The organism is Arthrobacter sp. Y81 (assembly GCF_002929335.1).
Lineage (GTDB): Bacteria > Actinomycetota > Actinomycetes > Actinomycetales > Micrococcaceae > Arthrobacter.
On sequence record NZ_PJIL01000008.1, the window covers coordinates 48,769 to 66,741 of the forward strand.

A 17,973-nucleotide genomic window follows, 5' to 3' on the forward strand; every position below is an offset into this window, starting at 1 on the left:
CTTTTTGGAGAACACGTGACAACGTCAACGAATGGCAAGTTCGACCGCACGCCCCTCATTGCCGGCAACTGGAAGATGAACATGGACCACGTCCAGGGCATCACGCTGCTGCAGAAACTGGCCTGGACCCTGTCCGATGCCAAGCACGATTACAGCCGCGTTGAAGTTGCTGTTTTCCCCCCGTTCACCGACCTTCGCGGCGTCCAGACCCTGGTCCAGGGCGATGAGCTGGAAGTTGTCTACGGTGGCCAGGACCTGTCGCAGTTCGATTCCGGCGCCTACACCGGTGACATCTCGGGCCAGTTCCTGAACAAGCTGGGCTGCAAGTACGTCCTGGTGGGCCACAGCGAACGCCGCACCATCCACAACGAGTCGGACGACGTCCTCAACGCCAAGGTCAAGGCCGCCTACCGCCACGGGGTCACACCGGTGCTTTGCGTCGGCGAGGGCCTCGAGATCCGGCAGGCCGGCACGCACGTCCAGCACACGCTGGACCAGCTGCGCGCCAACGTCGAGGGGCTCGGAGCCGAAGAAGCAGCGGCCCTCGTGGTTGCCTACGAACCCGTCTGGGCCATCGGCACCGGCGAGGTGGCAGGCCCGGAGGACGCGCAGGAAATGTGCGCAGCCATCCGCGCTGAACTGACCACCCTGTTCGGCGACGAAGTTGCTGCGAAGGTCCGCCTGCTCTACGGCGGTTCGGTCAAGGCCAACAACGTAGCGGCCATCCTGGACGAACGCGACGTCGACGGCGTGTTGGTTGGCGGGGCCAGCCTCGATCCCGCTGAGTTTGCTAATATTGTCAGGTTCGAGAGTCACCTGCTGACGGATTAGTCCGGACACAAGGCTTGACCTCCGCAATCATCAACTTCTGAAAGGCCGTCGTGGACGTTCTTCATGTCATTCTGCAGATCCTCCTGGGCATCACCAGCCTCCTGCTGACGCTGCTCATCCTGCTCCACAAGGGACGGGGCGGCGGTCTGTCGGACATGTTCGGCGGCGGCATGAGCTCGGGCCTCAGCTCGTCAGGTGTGGCGGAACGGAACCTGAACAGGTTCACGGTTATCCTCGGGATCACATGGGGTGTTGTTATTATCGCCCTCGGCCTGCTGATGCGCTTTTCCTCGGGCGGGGACTCGTAGCAGGTTCTGCCGGAAACACACCGGGCCCGGAATTTCCCGGGAATTTACACGACCGGTACTAACGGCCCTGCCGCCGTCGGGAACTCCGCACTAAACTGTGGCTGTTGCTTGCAACAGTCCGTCAGTCGAGTAGCCAGGAGTTCCCGATGGTGCATGCTACTTCAGGGTTTCGGGGAACCCGCGTGGGTGTAACAGAGGGGTCCGCCCCCAAAATCCAGCCAAATGATTTTGTCGGTGAGCGGTTGCCGCGTATTCGTGTTTCCTATTGGTGCGCCAAGGGACACGAGACGCGGCCTGTTTTCATTAAGCTCCCGGAAGACCAGATCCCGGTCGTGTGGGACTGCCGCCGCTGCGGAGGTACCGCTACGCGGGACGAGTCCCCGGCGGAGCTTCCACACCATCCCGACGAGGGCTACAAGAGCCACCTTGAGTACGTTAAAGAACGACGCTCCAGCCAGGACGCCGAAGACGTACTGGCTGGAGCGCTGGAACGGCTAAGAGCCCGCGGGACCTTTTCGGACTAGCTGCTCGGGAACCCTTGAAGCGGCGTTCTCGTCGATGAGCCACAGGGTCCGTGAGCGTCCGGTCGGTCCTGCCGCCGGGACCTGAACGGGGTTTGCGCCCGCCAAGGCCAGTCCGACGGCACCGGCCTTGTCCTCGCCTGCAACAACCATCCAGACTTCACTGGCGGTGTTGATCGCGGGCAGGGTGAGGGAAATCCGTTCCGGGGGCGGCTTGGGCGAATTCCGGACACCCACAACAGTGAGCTCCTTCTCGCGGATGCCCGCCTGCTCGGGGAACAGCGAGGCCACATGGGCATCCGGGCCCACACCGAGCAGAACGACATCGAACCTGGGAAGCGTGCCCGGGTTCTCCGGACGGTCATCGGACATGTCCGCCGCGTGCTCCGCGGCTGCCGCCTCGGCCAGGCGGCGCGCGTAGTCCGCCGCAGCCTCCTCCGGGCTGTCGAAGTCGTCCGTGGACCCCGGCTGGTGCACCCGTTCCGGCTCCACCGGAATACGGGACAGCAGCGCCCCGTGGGCCTGGAGGGTGTTGCGGTCGGTGTCGCTGCTGCCAACGAAGCGCTCGTCGCCCCACCAGAAGTTGACCTTCGACCAGTTCACGGCCGGCGCCGCCGCGGAGTCAGCAACCGCCTTGAGGGTTCCGATGCCCACAGTCCCGCCCGTGAGCACCACCGTCGCCTCACCGTGTTTGTCCTGGACATCCACGAGTTTGGTGATGAGCCGCGCCGCAATGGCTGCCATCAGGACGGATGAGTCAGGGTGGATGCTTACTCGGGGATCAGCGCTCACTGGGACGGACACTCCTTAGATTTGTACGGGGCAGTCCAATAGTAATCACTTCACCGAAGACTTCGTCGGGATCCAAACGGCGGAGTTCTTCGGCGAGGCAGTCGCGGAGGCTGCGGCGCGGCAGCGAGATGCGCTGCGCAGGCTGTCCGGGCTGGGTCAGTTCGGCCACGGACAGTCCCGGACGGAACAGCTGGACGTCGCCGCTGGCACGGCTCAGCCGGACGCGGCGGATGCCGGTGCCAGCCGGGTCGGCCACGATGGTGACGGGGGCGTCCAGGGACAGGGTCAGCCATGCTGCCAGGAGCAGGGTGCTGGGGGAGTCCGAGGCGCCTTCGACGGCGACGGCGGTGACGGGCGAGGAATCGACTTGGTCGAGGACCGCGGCCAGCTGGATCCGCCAGTTGGTCAGCCGGGTCCAGGCGAGGTCGGTGTCGCCTGCCTTGTACGTGTTGCGGATGTTGTCCAGGGCCCGCTGCGGGTCCTCCTCGTTGGCCGAGTCGGTGATCCGGCGGTGGGCGATCCGGCCGATGGAGGTCTCGCAGGCGCTCTTGGGCGCTCCGTGCGGCCACCAGGCCACGATCGGCGCATCGGGGAGCAGCAGCGCGGCGACCAGGGACTCACTTTCCTCAGCCAGTTCCCCGTAGCCGCGGAGCACGATGACCTCGGAGGCGCCGGCGTCACCGCCCACACGGATCTGGGCGTCGAGTCGGGTGGGTGCCTTGGCGCCGGCGTCGGCCAGGACGATGATCCGGCAGGGGTGTTCCCGGCTGGCGTCGTTGGCCGCTTCGATGGCTTCCTCTTCCAGCCCGGACTTGGTGACCACCACGAGGGTCAGGACCCGGCCCAGGGCGATCACGCCGCCCTGCTCGCGCAGGGACATGATCTTCTTGGATATTTTCGAGGTGGTGGTGTCGGGAAGATCTACGATCATGGCCTTCTCCAGGTTCGTCCGTCGCGGGCAAGGAGCTCGTCGGCGGAGGCGGGGCCCCAGCTTCCGGGCGCGTAGGGCTCGGGCTGTTCACCGAGGCTTGCCCAGTAGTCTTCAAAGGGGTCCAGGATCTTCCAGGACAGTTCCACTTCGGCGTGCCGGGGGAACAGCGGCGGCTCGCCCAGCAGCACATCGAGGATGAGCCGTTCGTAGGCCTCCGGGCTGGACTCGGTGAACGAGTGCCCGTAGCCGAAGTCCATGGTCACGTCGCGGACTTCCATCTGCGTGCCAGGGACCTTCGAGCCGAACCGGATGGTGGCGCCCTCATCGGGCTGGACCCGGATCACCACGGCGTTCTGGCCGAAGTCGTCGTCGGCGTGATCCCGGAACAAAAGGTTGGGCGCGCGCTTGAACACCACGGCAATTTCCGTCACGCGGCGTCCCAGCCGCTTGCCGGCGCGCAGGTAGAACGGCACACCGGCCCAGCGCCGGGTGTGGATGTCCACGCGGATGGCCGCGTAGGTCTCCGTGGTGGAATGAGCCGGAATGCCCTCTTCCTCCAGGTATCCCTGCACTTCCTCGCCGCCCTGCCAGCCGCCGGCAAACTGCCCCCGGGCCGAATGCGTGGACAGGTCATCGGGGAGCTTGACCGCAGCCAGGACCTTTTCCTTCTCGGCACGGAGGTCGTCCGCGTTGAAGGAAATGGGTTCCTCCATGGCCGTCAGGGCCAGGAGCTGGAGCAGGTGGTTCTGGATCACGTCCCGGGCCGCGCCCACACCGTCGTAGTAGCCTGCGCGGCCGCCGGTGCCGATGTCCTCGGCCATGGTGATCTGGACGTGGTCCACATAGTTCGCGTTCCACAGCGGCTCGAACAGCTGGTTGGCAAAGCGTAGCGCCAGGATGTTCTGGACCGTTTCCTTGCCAAGGTAGTGGTCGATCCGGAACACGGCGTCCGGCGGGAAGACCGACTCCACGATGTCGTTAAGCTGCCGGGCCGACTCAAGGTCGTGACCGAACGGCTTCTCGATGACCACACGGCGCCACTTGTCACCCTCGGCCTGCGCCAGGCCGTGCTTGGACAGCTGCCGGCAGACCTGCTCGAACGCCTTCGGCGGAATCGACAGGTAGAACGCGTGGTTACCGCGCGTTCCGCGCTGCTCGTCCAGTTCATCGATCGTGTCGCCGAGCCGCTCAAAAGCGTCGTCGTCGTCGAACTCTCCCTGGACAAACCGGATGCCCTCGGACAGCTGGTTCCAGACGGCCTCGTCGAACGGGGTTCGGGCGTACGCCTGGACCGATGACTTCACTTCGGCGGCAAAGTCCTCGTTGTCCCACTGCCGCCGGCCAAAGCCCACCAGGGCAAAGCTCGGCGGCAGCAGGCCACGATTGGCCAGGTCATACACGGCAGGCATGAGCTTCTTGCGGGCAAGGTCGCCGGTCACCCCGAAGAGGACCAGCGATGAGGGGCCGGCAATGCGGTTCAGCCGGCGGTCCCGCGGGTCCCTCAACGGGTTGCGGCCCCGCCCTGCTGACTTCCTGCTGCCGTTTTCAGTTTCTGGCATGGTTGCTTCGGTGCCTTAGCTTTCAGTGTGGGATGCTGCCTGGCCGGCAAGCGCTGAAATGATGTCCTGCAGCTGCTTGACGCCGGCGGCGCGGTCCGTGAGGTGCAGGCGGAGGACTGGACGTCCGTGTTCGCTGAGGACCTGGGCGTCGCCGGTGGCCTGTGCCGAGATCAGCTCACCGAACGTGAACGGCCGCTCCGGGATGGACAGGTCCGTGGCGGATGATGCCGTCACCTGCAGGAACACGCCGATAGCGGGTCCGCCCTTGTGGAACTGGCCGGTGGAGTGGAGGAAGCGTGGGCCCCAGCCAAACGTCACCGGGCGTCCGCTGACGGCGGCGAGCTGGTCGCGGACGTTTTCGAACGGGGCGTACGCCAAGCGGTCGAAGTAGGCCTGGACACTGAGGTAGCTGTCGTCAGCGAGCTGCGAGAGCAGGGCGGACACGGCGGCAGAGGCCGTGGCGGCATCTCCCAGCCAGTCGCCGCCTCGGACCTCGATGGCGCCGTCGACGAAGTTCGCGGGGGTCGGTTCCGGCTGTGCGTCCAGCAGGCCGCGGGCGGCCACCTTGGCGGCCTCGACGTCGGGCTGGTCATAGGGGTTGATGCCCAGGAGCCGGCCGGCTACTACCGTCGCGAATTCCCACACCATCATCTGCGTGGCCAGGCCGCCGGCAATGGCGACCTCGTTCTCGCCGAGCTGCACGTCGTCGGCGTCGGCCGCTACCAGCCGCACCACCAGGACGTCCGCTGCACCGGAGGTGACCTCCGGTGCGGACGGACCGGCCACGACCGGCAGAACTCCGGTGCCCAGCTTGCCGGTGGATTCGGCGATGAGCTGCTCGGCCCAGTCGGCGAAGCCGACGATGCCGGACCCGTCCTCCGCGATGACGATCTTGTTGCGCAGCGGGTTGGTGCCGCCGAGGGCCGTGCCAAGGGCAAGGCCAATGTTTTCCGGGGCGTCCTCGTTGAGGACCTCGGCTGCTTCCTCGGCCTCATCCAGGAAAGCCTGAATGTCCACACCGGCCAGCCCGCAGGGGACCAGGCCGAAGGCGGTCAGCGCCGAGAAACGGCCGCCGACGTTGGGGTCGGCGTTGAACACGGCGCGGTAGCCGGCCTCCCTGGAAGCCTTGTCCAACGGTGAACCCGGGTCGGTGACGATAATGATGCGGCTCTTCGCATCCACCCCGGCATCGGTGAAAGCCTGCTCGAAGATCCGGCGCTGCGAATCGGTTTCCACGGTGGAGCCGGACTTGGACGACACAACGATTGCTGTCTCGGCCAGGCGGTCCATCAGCGCGGCACCGACCTGTTCAGGGTCGGTGCTGTCAAGCACAGTCAGCTCGACGCCAGCGGTGCCCGCAATGACTTCAGGCGCCAGCGAGGAGCCGCCCATCCCGCAGAGGACGATGCGCGTAACGCCTTCGGCCTTCAGCGCATCGCGGAGCTCCAGGATGTCGCCAACCAGGGGCTGGGAGACGGTGGCCGCCTCGACCCAGCCCAGCCGGATAGCGGATTCCTGCTCGGCGTCCGGACCCCACAGGGTGTGGTCCTTCGCGAAGATCCGGGTGGCAACCCGGTCTTCCAGCAGGGCGGGGAGGTGCTGCTCAAGTGCCTGGCGGGCTGCGCCGGTGGCGTCGTAGCTGAGTGTGCTCATGATGGGTTAGGAAGCCTTCCGTGCAGAGGCCAGGGCGCCTTCGACGTCACCCAGCAGTTCCTTCCAGCTGGCCACAAACTTGTCCAGCCCCTCGGACTCAAGCAGGGCCACGACGTCGTTGTAGGAAACGCCGAGCGCCTCCAGGGCGTCGAGGGTCGCGTTGGCATCGGCGTAGGTGCCGGTGACGGTGTCGCCGGTGACGGTGCCGTGGTCGAACGTGGCGTCGAGGGTCTTTTCCGGCATGGTGTTGACCACGCCGGGGGCAACGAGTTCGGTGACGTAGAGGGTGTCCGGGTAGGCCGGGTCCTTCACGCCGGTGGAGGCCCACAGCGGGCGCTGCGGGAGCGCGCCGGCTTCGGCGAGCAGTGCCCAGCGTTCGGTGGAGAAGAGCTCCTCGTAGACCTGGTAGGCCAGGCGGGCGTTGGCCAGGCCGGCCTTGCCCTTGAGTGCCTTGGCTTCGTCGGTGCCGATGGCGTCGAGGCGCTTGTCGATTTCGGCATCCACGCGGGAGACGAAGAAGGACGCGACGGAGTGGATCTTGGACAGATCGTGGCCGTTGCCCTTGGCCTGCTCCAGGCCGGACTGGAAGGCGTTGATCACGGCGCGGTAGCGTTCCAGCGAGAAGATCAGGGTCACGTTGACGCTGATGCCCTCGGCCAGGGTCGCCGTGATGGCTTCGAGGCCTTCAAGGGTTGCCGGGATCTTGATCAGGACGTTGTCCTTGGCGACCTTCTTGTACAGGTGCTTGGCTTCGGCGATGGTGCCGGCGGTGTCCCAGGCGAGGCGGGGGTCCACCTCGATGGAAACGCGGCCGTCAACACCCTTGGATGCCGCGGCGACGGGGGCGAACAGGTCGCAGGCGTCGGCCACGTCGGTGGTGGTGATTTCGAAGACGGTCTCTTCAACGGTGGCGCCGGCTGCTGCCTGGGCTGCGATGACAGTGTCGTAGTCGTGGCCGGTGGTGATGGCGGCGTGGAAGATGGAGGGGTTGGTGGTGACACCAACAACGTTCTTCTCTTCGATGAGCTTGCGCAGCGTGCCGGTTTCCAGGCGGCCGCGGGAGAGGTCATCGAGCCAGATCGAGACGCCGGCGTCGGAGAGCTGCTGTGTGGGGGTAGTCATTTTTTGTATCTCCTGGAATCGGGTTCAGGCCTGCAGGCCAGCGAGGGAGTCCTTGGCGGCGGCGGCGACAGCCTCCGCGGTGATGCCGAACTCCTGGAAAAGGCGCTTGTAGTCAGCGGAAGCGCCGTAGTGCTCGAGGCTGATGGAACGGCCGGCGTCGCCGACGAATTCCCTCCAGCCCAGGGCCAGCCCGGCTTCCACGGATACCCGGGCCTTGACGGCGGCGGGGAGCACGGACTCGCGGTAGGCGGCGTCCTGCTTGGTGAACCACTCGACACACGGCATGGAGACAACGCGGGCGGCGATGCCTTCGGCCTGGAGGGCTTCGCGGGCCTGGACGGCCAGCTGGACCTCGGAGCCGGTTCCGATCAGGATGACGTCGGCCGGAACGGTAGCACCGTCCTTGGACGCTTCGGCCAGGACGTAGCCGCCCTTCGCGACGCCGGCAACGGAACCGAACGTGTCGCCGTCGGCTTCGCTTTCACCGCGGGCGTAGGTGGGGATGTTCTGGCGGGTCAGCACGATGCCGGCCGGGTTCTCGTGGTTCTCCAGCATGGTCTTCCATGCCGCAGCGACCTCGTTGGCGTCACCTGGGCGGACAACGTCCAGGCCCACGATGGCGCGCAGGGAGGCCAGCTGTTCCACCGGCTGGTGGGTGGGGCCGTCTTCGCCCAGGCCGATGGAGTCGTGCGTCCACACATACAGCGACGGGACACCCATCAGGGCGCCGAGCCGGATCGCCGGCCGCTGGTAGTCGGAGAAGATCAGGAACGTGCCGGAAAACGCCCGGGTGTTCCCGTGCAGGGCGATGCCGTTCACGATCGAGGCCGCGGCGTGCTCACGGATACCGAAGTGCAGCACCCGGCCGTAGGGGTTGCCCTTCCAGGCGTCGGTCTGCTTGGAGGCAGGCACGAACGACGGGGAGCCTTCGATGGTGGTGTTGTTGGATTCGGCGAGGTCGGCTGAACCGCCCCAGAGTTCGGGCATGACCGGGCCCAGCGCGTTCAGGACCTTGCCGGAGGCGGCGCGGGTGGAGACATCCTTGCCGGCGGGGAAGACCGGCAGTGCCGCGTCCAGGCCCTCGGGCAGTTCGCGTGCTTCGACGCGCTGCAGGAGTTCAGCGGCCTCCGGGTTGGCTGCCTGCCAGGCGTTGAAGGACTCTTCCCATTCCTTGCGGGCCGCGGCACCGCGGTCCACCACGGAGCGGGCGTGGGCCAGGACTTCCTGGTCAACGTCGAAGGACTTGGCGGGGTCGAAGCCCAGCACGTTCTTCAGCGCGGCGACTTCCTCGGAGCCCAGGGCCGAGCCGTGGATCTTGCCGGTGTTCTGCTTCTTCGGCGCCGGGTAGCCGATGATGGTGCGCAGCGAGATGATCGAGGGTTTGGACGTCTCGGCCTTGGCCGCGAGCAGTGCGGAGTACAGTTCCTGCACGTCTTCGACGTACTCGCCGGTCTTGGTCCAGTCCACGCGCTGGGTGTGCCAGCCGTAAGCCTCGTAGCGCTTGAGGACATCCTCAGTGAAGGAGATGTCGGTGTCGTCTTCGATGGAGATGTGGTTCTCGTCGTACACCACCACGAGGTTGCCGAGTTCCTGGTGGCCGGCCAGCGAGGAAGCCTCAGCCGTGACGCCTTCCTGCAGGTCGCCGTCGGAGGCGATGACCCAGATGGTGTGGTCGAACGGGGACTCGCCGGCGGGAGCATCGGCGTCGAACAGGCCGCGTTGGCGGCGCTGGGAGTACGCGAACCCGACCGAGGACGCCAGGCCCTGGCCCAGCGGGCCGGTGGTGATTTCCACACCGGCGGTGTGCTTGTACTCCGGGTGTCCCGGTGTCAGCGAACCCCAGGTCCGCAGCGCCTCAAGGTCCTTCAGCTCCAGGCCGTAACCGGAGAGGAACAGCTGGATGTACAGCGTCAGGGACGTGTGGCCCGGGGACAGGATGAACCGGTCACGGCCGATCCAGTCAGGGTTCCGCGGGTCATGGCGCATCAGCTTCTGGAAGAGAAGGTACGCAGCCGGGGCGAGGCTCATCGCGGTGCCCGGGTGGCCGTTCCCTACTTTTTCGACCGAATCCGCGGCCAAAATACGGACCGTGTCAACGGCGCGCTGGTCCAAACTGGTCCATGACAGTTCTTGCTCTTCCAAATGTGGCACGAAAACCGGGCCCCTCTCTGTACTGACGGCAGGTGGTACGGACAGGCCGCAGCGGAGGCGCGCTTAATGGCGCCGCTGCGGTGTGTACCAGCCGTTCACCATTGAAACGTTGATCTATCATTCAGTCGCGTTTGAGAATCCGGGAATGCGCATTCCAGGGGCATTCCTTGCGTGCTGATCTGCAGATAGCTTAGCCCCATTCCAAGGGCTGGTCAGCGTGTATCTCACTAAGTGGACTGAATTTTCTTATATGAATCACGGAGTCGTGCGGCTGCTGTGAGGATCGGTTAACCTGCCGGAATTGTGGATGCTTTGGCGGCCGGAGAGCCACGGTATGATATTCGGAGGCCACCGCCGGAGGGAGCGGGCCCGCTTTGGGCCCCCGCCGCTGCGAGAACCAGCCGGACTGAACAGCCAGACAGAACAGAGTGACTGCCACCGTGAGCACAACAGATACGCCGCTGAACGCCTCCCGGCTCCCCGGAAAGATTGGGATAGCCCGCAAAGCCAAGGCGTACCTTGCCCTCACGAAACCGCGGGTCATTGAGCTGCTCCTCGTGAGCACGCTACCCACCATGATCTACGCCGAACGCGGATTCCCCTCCATCGGGCTGATCCTGGCAACCCTCGTGGGTGGAGCCTTCGCCGCGGGCAGTGCCGGCGCGTTCAACTGCTACATCGACCGTGACATCGACAAGCTGATGCACCGCACGGAAAAACGCCCCCTCGTCACCGGCGAGGTCACCCCGCGCGAAGCGCTCGTGTTCTCCTGGCTGCTGGGTGCCGCCGCCATCGCCATCCTCTGGTTCGGCGCGAACCCGCTGTCTGCGTGGCTTGGCCTCGGCGCCATCGTTTTCTACGTCGTCATCTACACCATGATCCTGAAGCGCCGCACGGCGCAGAACATCGTCTGGGGCGGAGCGGCAGGATGCTTCCCCGTACTGATCGCCTGGGCCGCCGTCACCAACACTGTGGAATGGCCCGCCATCGTACTGTTCATGGTGATCTTCCTGTGGACCCCGCCGCACTACTGGCCGCTGTCCATGCGCTACGGCGAAGACTACCGGAATGCCAACGTGCCGATGCTGGGCGCGATCGCCGGCGCGAAGGTTGTTTCCGTTCAGGTTGTTCTCTACGCCTGGGCCATGGTGGCATGCTCGCTGCTGTTGGTACCCGCCGGCGGAGCGGGCTGGGTCTACACCGCCACCGCCGTCCTGGCCGGCGCCTGGTTCCTTTACGAATCGCATGCCCTCTACAACCGGGCCCAGGGTGGCGACGTCTCCAACAAGGGCGCCATGAAGGTCTTCCACGGCTCCATCAGCTACCTGACCCTGCTCTTCATCGCGCTGGCGGTCGATCCCTTCGTGGGCTCGGCCATCATGGGCTAACACCAACCGCCCCTCAGCCCCTCAGCCCCTCAGCCCCCCGTCCCTCAGGACGCTCTCTCACTTCTTGCGGCAAAACCGGCAACGCTCTCTCAGCTTTCGCAGCGTTTCCTGAAACGCTCCTTCACGCCGTGAAGGAGCGTTTCCTTTTGGCCCGCAGGATCTGAGAGAGCGTCGGTGGAAAGCGCGCAGGATCTGAGAGAGCGTTGGCCGTGCAAAGAGAAGCACCCCGGTCCTTGCGGGCCGGGGTGCGTGTCTCGGGGCTTTATTGCTTGACGGAACCCGTCGTACTTAGCGGCTAACGTCCTTCACGGCCTCGTCCTACCTGACGGGGCTGAATCGTGCGACGTCGGCGGCGTTCGTGGCTGCGCTCATGAGCAGCGCGGCGCCCAGCATGTGGGCACCCACCAGGAGTGCGGGAATGCCGTTGTAGTACTGGGTGAAGCCGATGGCCGCCTGCAGCAGCGTGACTCCCAGCAGCAACAGGACGGCTGTACGGAACGGCCCCTTGATCCGGTCCCGGATCACGAGGAACACGCCGAAGAGGGCGCCCGCTGTTACGAGGTAGGCGGGCACGGCGTGGATGTGGGAGAAGAGGTCCCAGTCCAGTCCGTTCCTGGGGGCGTCGGCGTCGCCCGCGTGCGGGCCGGCCCCGGTAACCACGACGCCGAGGGTCACGGCCAGGGCGGAAAAGAGTGCGACGGCGGCCATCACCGGCCGTGCGGCGCCCGGCACGGCAGGAAGAACGACGGCGGGGAACCTGCCAGTTCGGCCGTAGGCGCGGTTCACCAGCAGGGTCGCAAACACGACGAGGGCCATTGATACCAGGAAATGGAGTCCCACGACCCAGGGATTGAGCTGGGTGAGTACCGTAATGCCGCCGATGACGGCCTGCGCCGGGATGCTCGCCAGCAGGCCCAGCGCCAGGAGGAAGAGGTCCCTGCGCTCTTTGCGGAGGTTCCACAAGTAGACCAGCATGAGGGCCGCAATGGCCGCCAAGGCAAACGTCAGGAGCCGGTTTCCGAACTCAATGAAGCCGTGGATGCCCATTTCGGGAGTATTGACCAGGGATACGTCCGTGCAGCGGGGCCAGGTGGGGCACCCGAGTCCGGACGCGGTGAGGCGGACGGCCCCGCCGGTCACAACGAGCACCGTCTGCCCGATGAGCGACAGGACGGCCAGCCGGCGAACAGTCGCATCAACCGTTACGGGCAGCTTGGACGTCATCCGTCCGAGAATCTGGGGGAGGCGCGATGCCGTACTCACGGTTTTCTCAATTCCACTTGAACCAACGGATGGCTGCTGCGCCGGCGAAGGCCGTCCAGAGCAGCAGGATAAGGGTGGCGCCCCCATTGAAGGTGCCCGCTAGGAAGGCATCCCGCAGGGCCTCGCCCAGCGCCCCGGAGGGCAGGAAGTGGACCAGTTCCCGGGCCGGCCCGGGCAGCCGTTCGGCAGGGATCACGATGCCGCCAAGGGCCCCGAGCAGGATCCAGAGCAGGTTGGTGATGGCCAGGGTCGCTTCCGGACGGACCGTTCCCGCGACCAGGAGTCCCAGTGCAGTAAAGGCTGCCGCCCCCAAGACCAGGAGCACCAGCGCCGGAGCCCAGCCCGCCGTCGTCGGATGCCAGCCGAGAATGAAAGCCACCGCGCCGACCACCAGGACCTGAAGGAGCAGAACGGCAAGAACGGCCAGAATCTTGCCTGCGATCAGTCCGGTCCGGCCCAGGGGAGTGGTGGACAGGAAGCGCAGCACGCCGTAGCGGCGGTCGAAGCCGGTGGAGATGCCCTGGCCGGTGAAGGCGGTGGACATGGCGCACAGGGCGAGGATGCCGGGCACAGCAACATCAACCCGGCTGCCGCCGAGGCCGTCAAGCAGCGGGGTGACGGTCAGGCCGACCAGGGCCATCAGGGGCAGGACGATGGCGAGGATGAGCTGTTCACCGTTCCGCAGCATCGTCAGCGCTTCGTATTTGCCCTGGAGCAGAATGCGGCGGAGCAGCGGGGCGGGGGCGCTGCCGAGAACCCGGCTCATCGGATCTCCCTTCCCGAAATATCCAAAAATACGTCTTCCAGGCTCCGGGCCTCCAGGCTCATCGAGCCGGGCATAATGCCGTGCGCGGCCCACCAGGCTGTCAGCGCGGCCAGGTCTTCCGGCGTGAGCGCCCCGGTAACGGCGTAGCTCCCGGCGCGCGCCTCCCGAACGTCGACGGTGGCGGGCAGGACGCCCGTAAAGTCAAGGCCCGGCCGCGACTCGAAGAGCAGCGTCCGGACATGTTCCTGGCCGGAGTCCGCGCTGATGTTTCGCTGCAGCAGTTGCGCCACCGTGCCTTCGGCGACGTTCCGGCCGGCGTCGATGATGTAGACATAGTCAGCCAGCCGCTGGGCGTCGTCCATCAGGTGCGTTGTCAGGACGATTCCCATGCCGGCGTCCCGCAGTTCGGAAATCAGCTGGAAAACCAGTTGCCGCGACTGCGGGTCCAGGCCAGCGCTGGGTTCGTCAAGGAACAGCACTTCGGGGTTCCCCGCCAGTGCTGCTGCAAGGGCCAGTCGCTGCCGCTGGCCGCCCGAGAGCCGCCGGACTGTGGTCCGGCTAAAGGTGTCAATGCCGAGGCGCTCGATCAGTTCATCGACGGGCCACGGATGCCGGTACATTCCGGCGATATGTTTCAGCAGCGGAATGGGACGGGCCGACGGCGGCAGCCCGCCGTCTTGGAGCATGACGCCGACGCGGGAACGGAGCTCGGCGCCTGCGGTGTCCGGGTCCTGGCCCAGCAACGAGACCGAGCCCCCGGACCGCCGCTGGAGTCCCTGCGCGCATTCAATGGTGGTAGTCTTGCCGGCGCCGTTGGCTCCCAGCAGGGCGGTGACCTGTCCGCGTTCGGCGGCGAGGGAGACTCCGCTGACCACCCGGAGCATCTTGCCGTCGAGGGAGGCGAGCGGGCCAACGTCCTTAATGAGTCCTGTGATGGACAGGACGGGGGAATCGGGAGATCGCACCAAAGCATTCTACGCGATGTAGTACGCGCGACACCCGCCCCGGATGTGACTGTAGGTCAGCCTCGCCTTACTGGTACGGGGGAGTAAATTACGACATGATTGTGTTGTGTATTCCATGAGCACTCGACTTTCTGCGCCCCGAACCGGGTCCGACGCGCCCGCTGGCGCCGCCGGTTCGTTCCGGCCGTCGACGTCGGCACCGCACGTGGCCGCTGTTGACTCGGACGAGCGCACGCGGGACCGTGTCCTGAGCGCCGTGCTGGAGCACGGGCCGGTCAGCGCCGCCGAGCTCGGTGACCTGCTGGGCTTCACCCCCGCAGCCGTCCGCCGCCACCTGGACCATTTGTCGCGCACCGGCGTGATCGAAGTCAAACGCGTAGCAAGGGCAGGTGCCGGCGCCGGACGCCCGGCGCGGCGCTACGTCCTCAGCTCCCAGGGCCAGTCATCGCTCGGCGATGACTACCTTGATATTGCCGGCTTGGCCCTGCAGCGCCTTGGCGAGATCGCCGGACCCGACGCGGTCCGGGAATTCGCCGTCGAGCGCTTCGCCGATATGGAACGCCGCTACGCACCGGAGATCGACGCCGCCGGACCGGATATCACCGCACGGGCGCAGGCACTGTCCGCAGCGTTGAGCCGTGACGGGTTCGTGGCCTCCGCAGCCTCCATTGAAGCCAAAGCGCCGCTCCCGGCAGCGCTCTCCAGCGTCCAGCTGTGCCAGGGGCACTGCCCCATCCAGCAGCTGGCCACCAAGTTCCCGGTGTTCTGCGACGTCGAAACCGAGCTGTTCTCACGGCTCGTCGGCGTTGACGTGCGCAGGCTGTCCACGCTGGCACGCGGCGGTCACGTCTGCACCACCCACATTCCTACAGGCCGTCCGGCCGCCAAGGGGCCCGACGGTCCCGGACACACCACGGACAGCCTGGGCGAAGTATCCAACCATCTGCAAGAAAGGCCGTGATGACGGACCAACTATCAGAGAACAAGGTTGCTGAAACTACTGTGATTTCGGAGATTCTGGAGAAGAATCCCGAGCTTCACGGTATTGGCACCTATGAATACGGCTGGGCCGACAAGAACGATGTCGGCGCCAACGCACGTCGTGGCATCAACGACGAAGTCGTCCGGGACATTTCGGCCAAGAAGAACGAGCCGGAATGGATGCTCGACCTTCGCCTCAAGGGCCTGAAGTACTTCGACCGCAAGCCTATGCCCACCTGGGGTGCAGACCTCTCCGGCATCGACTTCGACAACATCAAGTACTTCGTGCGGTCCACTGAGAAGCAGGCCGCTACCTGGGAAGACCTCCCCGAGGACATCCGGAACACGTACGAGAAGCTGGGCATCCCGGAAGCCGAGCGCAGCCGCCTGGTCTCCGGCGTCGCCGCACAGTACGAATCCGAGGTTGTGTACCACCAGATCCGCGAGGACCTCGAAGCCCAGGGCGTCATCTTCCTGGACACCGACACCGCACTGCGCGAACACCCGGAGATCTTCCAGGAGTACTTCGGCACCATCATCCCGGTGGGCGACAACAAGTTCGCTTCGCTGAACACGGCCGTCTGGTCCGGCGGTTCCTTCGTGTACGTTCCCAAGGGCGTCCACGTGGATATTCCGCTGCAGGCCTACTTCCGTATTAACACGGAAAACATGGGCCAGTTCGAGCGCACGCTGATCATCGCCGACGAGGACTCCTACGTCCACTACATCGAAGGCTGCACGGCCCCGATCTACACCTCGGACTCGCTGCACTCCGCCGTTGTGGAGATCATCGTGAAGAAGGGCGCCCGCGTCCGCTACACGACCATCCAGAACTGGTCCACCAACGTGTACAACCTGGTCACCAAGCGCGCCATCTGCGAAGAGGGCGCCACCATGGAATGGATCGATGGCAACATCGGCTCCAAGGTCACCATGAAGTACCCGGCCGTCTACCTCGTGGGCGAGCACGCCAAGGGTGAAACCCTGTCCATCGCGTTCGCCGGCGAAGGCCAGCACCAGGACACGGGCTCCAAGATGGTGCACATCGCACCGAACACGAAGAGCTCCATCATCTCCAAGTCGGTTGCCCGCGGCGGCGGCCGTGCCGCCTACCGCGGCCTGGTCCAGGTCCGCGAAGGCGCCAAGCACTCGGCCAACACGGTCCGCTGTGACGCCCTGCTGGTGGATACCATCAGCCGTTCGGACACCTACCCGTACATCGACATCCGCGAGGATGACGTGGTCATGGGACACGAGGCGACTGTTTCGCGCGTCAGCGAAGAGCAGCTGTTCTACCTGATGTCCCGCGGCATGCGCGAAGACGAGGCAATGGCGATGATCGTCCGCGGGTTCATCGAGCCGATTGCCCGTGAACTGCCGATGGAATACGCCCTCGAGCTGAACCGACTGATTGAACTGCAGATGGAAGGATCGGTCGGTTAATGACTGACATCACTACTGAAAAGGCCCGCATCGGCGCGCCCTCAGCCCAGCCGTTCATCAACGGCTTCACCGAGGAAGGCGAAAGCCTTTCGCCCATCAACTTCGCCGAGTCCAAGTCCCCGCTCGCGGGAGAGGCCGTCAAGAGCCACTCCCACGGTGGCGGCGTCGGCATTCCGGACAGCTCACGCGCCGGCCGCCTGACTTCCTACAAGCTGGCGGACTTCAAGCCGCTGACCGGTATGGAGGAGGACTGGCGGTTCACGCCGCTCAAGCGCCTCCGCGGACTCCACTCGGCTGTCCTCAACGGCACGGCTCCTTCGGTCAGCGTTACCGCACCGGACGCCGTCACTGTTGAAACTGTTGGCCGCGATGACAAGCGCATCGGCACCGCGGCCATCCCCGAGGACCGCGTGTCCGCCAACGCCTGGGAAAACTTCAGCGAGGCGACGGTCATCACCGTTCCGGCGGAGTTCGAGGCTGACGGTGAAATCAACGTTGTCCTGACCGGTCAGGGAACGGACGCGTCCGCGCAGCACCTCGTGATCGTTGCCCGGAAGTTCTCCAAGTCCGTAGTGGTCCTGGACCACCACGGCAGCGCCGTCGTTTCCGAGAACGTGGAAATCGTGGTTGAGGACGGCGCGGAACTGTCCGTCATCTCGCTCCAGGAATGGAACGAAGACGCCGTGCACGCCTCGTCGCAGCAGGCCAAAATCGGCCGCGACGCCAAGTTCAAGCACATCGTGGTCAGCCTCGGCGGCGACTTGGTCCGCGTCACCCCGTCGGCACGGTTCACCGCCCCGGGCGGCGAAGTTGAAATGCTCGGCCTGTACTTCGCCGACGCCGGCCAGCACCTTGAGCAGCGCCTGTTCGTTGACCACGCAGTGGCCAACTGCAAGTCGAACGTCCTCTACAAGGGCGCACTCCAGGGCCGCAACGCCCACGCCGTCTGGGTTGGTGACGTCCTGATCCGCAAGGAGGCAGAGGGCACCGACAGCTACGAGGCGAACCGCAACCTGCTGCTCACCGACGGCGCACGGGCGGACTCCGTTCCGAACCTCGAAATCGAGACCGGCCTGATCAAGGGTGCCGGCCACGCCAGCGCCACCGGCCGCCTGGACGACGAGCACCTGTTCTACCTGATGGCGCGCGGTATTCCGGAAGACGTGGCACGCCGCCTCGTGGTCCGTGGATTCCTGCACGAAATCATCCAGCACATCAAGGTGCCGGCCATCGAAGAGCGCCTCATCGCATCCGTTGAGCGCGAACTCGCGGCAACGAACAACTAATGCGCAGCACCAG

The 17,973-nt window shown here is 65.6% G+C and carries 16 protein-coding genes; 7 read left to right on the forward strand and 9 right to left on the reverse strand.

The window, feature by feature from the left end; genetic code table 11:
* Positions 1-15: 15 nt before the first annotated feature.
* From tpiA to CXQ91_RS12200, 3 genes are all read left to right on the forward strand, one after another.
* The gene (tpiA, locus tag CXQ91_RS12190) at positions 16-831 is read left to right on the forward strand and encodes a triose-phosphate isomerase (protein WP_104174186.1); all 816 of its coding nucleotides are present in this window, start codon (positions 16-18) and stop codon (positions 829-831) included.
* A 50-nt stretch (positions 832-881) separates the two neighbouring features.
* Positions 882-1,139: a preprotein translocase subunit SecG gene (gene secG / locus CXQ91_RS12195; RefSeq protein ID WP_104174187.1), complete on the forward strand. Its 258-nt coding sequence runs from the start codon at positions 882-884 to the stop codon at positions 1,137-1,139.
* A gap of 146 nt (positions 1,140-1,285) precedes the next feature.
* Complete coding sequence (locus CXQ91_RS12200) at positions 1,286-1,663, forward strand: RNA polymerase-binding protein RbpA (RefSeq protein ID WP_104174188.1); 378 nt, start codon at positions 1,286-1,288, stop codon at positions 1,661-1,663.
* Here CXQ91_RS12200 and pgl read toward each other — a convergent pair.
* From pgl to tkt, 6 genes are read right to left on the reverse strand one after another with little or no spacing between them, the layout of a single operon-like run.
* Positions 1,634-2,452 (reverse strand): 6-phosphogluconolactonase, encoded by an 819-nt coding sequence (gene pgl, locus CXQ91_RS12205; protein ID WP_104174189.1) that lies wholly within the window; start codon positions 2,450-2,452, stop codon positions 1,634-1,636. The genes CXQ91_RS12200 and pgl overlap by 30 nt on opposite strands.
* Complete coding sequence (locus tag CXQ91_RS12210) at positions 2,442-3,383, reverse strand: glucose-6-phosphate dehydrogenase assembly protein OpcA (protein WP_104174190.1); 942 nt, start codon at positions 3,381-3,383, stop codon at positions 2,442-2,444. Before CXQ91_RS12210 ends, pgl begins: the two co-directional genes overlap by 11 nt.
* Entirely contained in the window at positions 3,380-4,942 is a 1,563-nt protein-coding gene (zwf, locus tag CXQ91_RS12215; protein WP_104174191.1) for a glucose-6-phosphate dehydrogenase, read from the reverse strand. The genes CXQ91_RS12210 and zwf overlap by 4 nt, the downstream gene beginning before the upstream one ends.
* A 15-nt stretch (positions 4,943-4,957) precedes the next feature.
* Positions 4,958-6,595: a glucose-6-phosphate isomerase gene (locus CXQ91_RS12220; protein WP_104174192.1), complete on the reverse strand. Its 1,638-nt coding sequence runs from the start codon at positions 6,593-6,595 to the stop codon at positions 4,958-4,960.
* Positions 6,596-6,601: 6 nt separating this feature from the next.
* Positions 6,602-7,717, reverse strand: a complete 1,116-nt coding sequence (tal, locus tag CXQ91_RS12225; protein ID WP_104174193.1) for a transaldolase — start codon at positions 7,715-7,717, stop codon at positions 6,602-6,604.
* Positions 7,718-7,741: 24 nt separating this feature from the next.
* Positions 7,742-9,859: a transketolase gene (gene tkt, locus CXQ91_RS12230; protein ID WP_104174194.1), complete on the reverse strand. Its 2,118-nt coding sequence runs from the start codon at positions 9,857-9,859 to the stop codon at positions 7,742-7,744.
* Positions 9,860-10,296: 437 nt separating this feature from the next.
* Between tkt and CXQ91_RS12235 the strand changes: the two genes are divergently transcribed.
* The gene (locus CXQ91_RS12235) at positions 10,297-11,256 is read left to right on the forward strand and encodes a heme o synthase (RefSeq protein ID WP_104174195.1); all 960 of its coding nucleotides are present in this window, start codon (positions 10,297-10,299) and stop codon (positions 11,254-11,256) included.
* 318 nt (positions 11,257-11,574) lie between these two features.
* Here the strand turns inward: CXQ91_RS12235 and CXQ91_RS12240 are convergent, their stop codons facing one another.
* Genes CXQ91_RS12240 through CXQ91_RS12250 form a run of 3 tightly spaced genes read right to left on the reverse strand, consistent with a single transcriptional unit; the run spans position 11,575 to position 14,250 of the window.
* Complete coding sequence (locus CXQ91_RS12240; protein ID WP_104174196.1) at positions 11,575-12,519, reverse strand: heme A synthase; 945 nt, start codon at positions 12,517-12,519, stop codon at positions 11,575-11,577.
* Positions 12,520-12,526: 7 nt separating this feature from the next.
* Positions 12,527-13,285: an ABC transporter permease gene (locus CXQ91_RS12245; protein ID WP_104174197.1), complete on the reverse strand. Its 759-nt coding sequence runs from the start codon at positions 13,283-13,285 to the stop codon at positions 12,527-12,529.
* Positions 13,282-14,250, reverse strand: a complete 969-nt coding sequence (locus CXQ91_RS12250; protein ID WP_104174198.1) for an ABC transporter ATP-binding protein — start codon at positions 14,248-14,250, stop codon at positions 13,282-13,284. The genes CXQ91_RS12245 and CXQ91_RS12250 overlap by 4 nt, the downstream gene beginning before the upstream one ends.
* Before the next feature lie 115 nt (positions 14,251-14,365).
* On the opposite strand from CXQ91_RS12250, the gene CXQ91_RS12255 reads away from it, so the two are divergent.
* From CXQ91_RS12255 to sufD, 3 genes are read left to right on the forward strand one after another with little or no spacing between them, the layout of a single operon-like run.
* Entirely contained in the window at positions 14,366-15,211 is an 846-nt protein-coding gene (locus CXQ91_RS12255) for a metalloregulator ArsR/SmtB family transcription factor (RefSeq protein WP_104174342.1), read from the forward strand.
* Positions 15,211-16,674, forward strand: a complete 1,464-nt coding sequence (gene sufB, locus CXQ91_RS12260; RefSeq protein WP_104174199.1) for a Fe-S cluster assembly protein SufB — start codon at positions 15,211-15,213, stop codon at positions 16,672-16,674. The genes CXQ91_RS12255 and sufB overlap by 1 nt, the downstream gene beginning before the upstream one ends.
* Entirely contained in the window at positions 16,674-17,960 is a 1,287-nt protein-coding gene (gene sufD, locus CXQ91_RS12265) for a Fe-S cluster assembly protein SufD (RefSeq protein ID WP_104174200.1), read from the forward strand. The genes sufB and sufD overlap by 1 nt, the downstream gene beginning before the upstream one ends.
* The last annotated feature ends 13 nt before the right edge of the window (positions 17,961-17,973 follow it).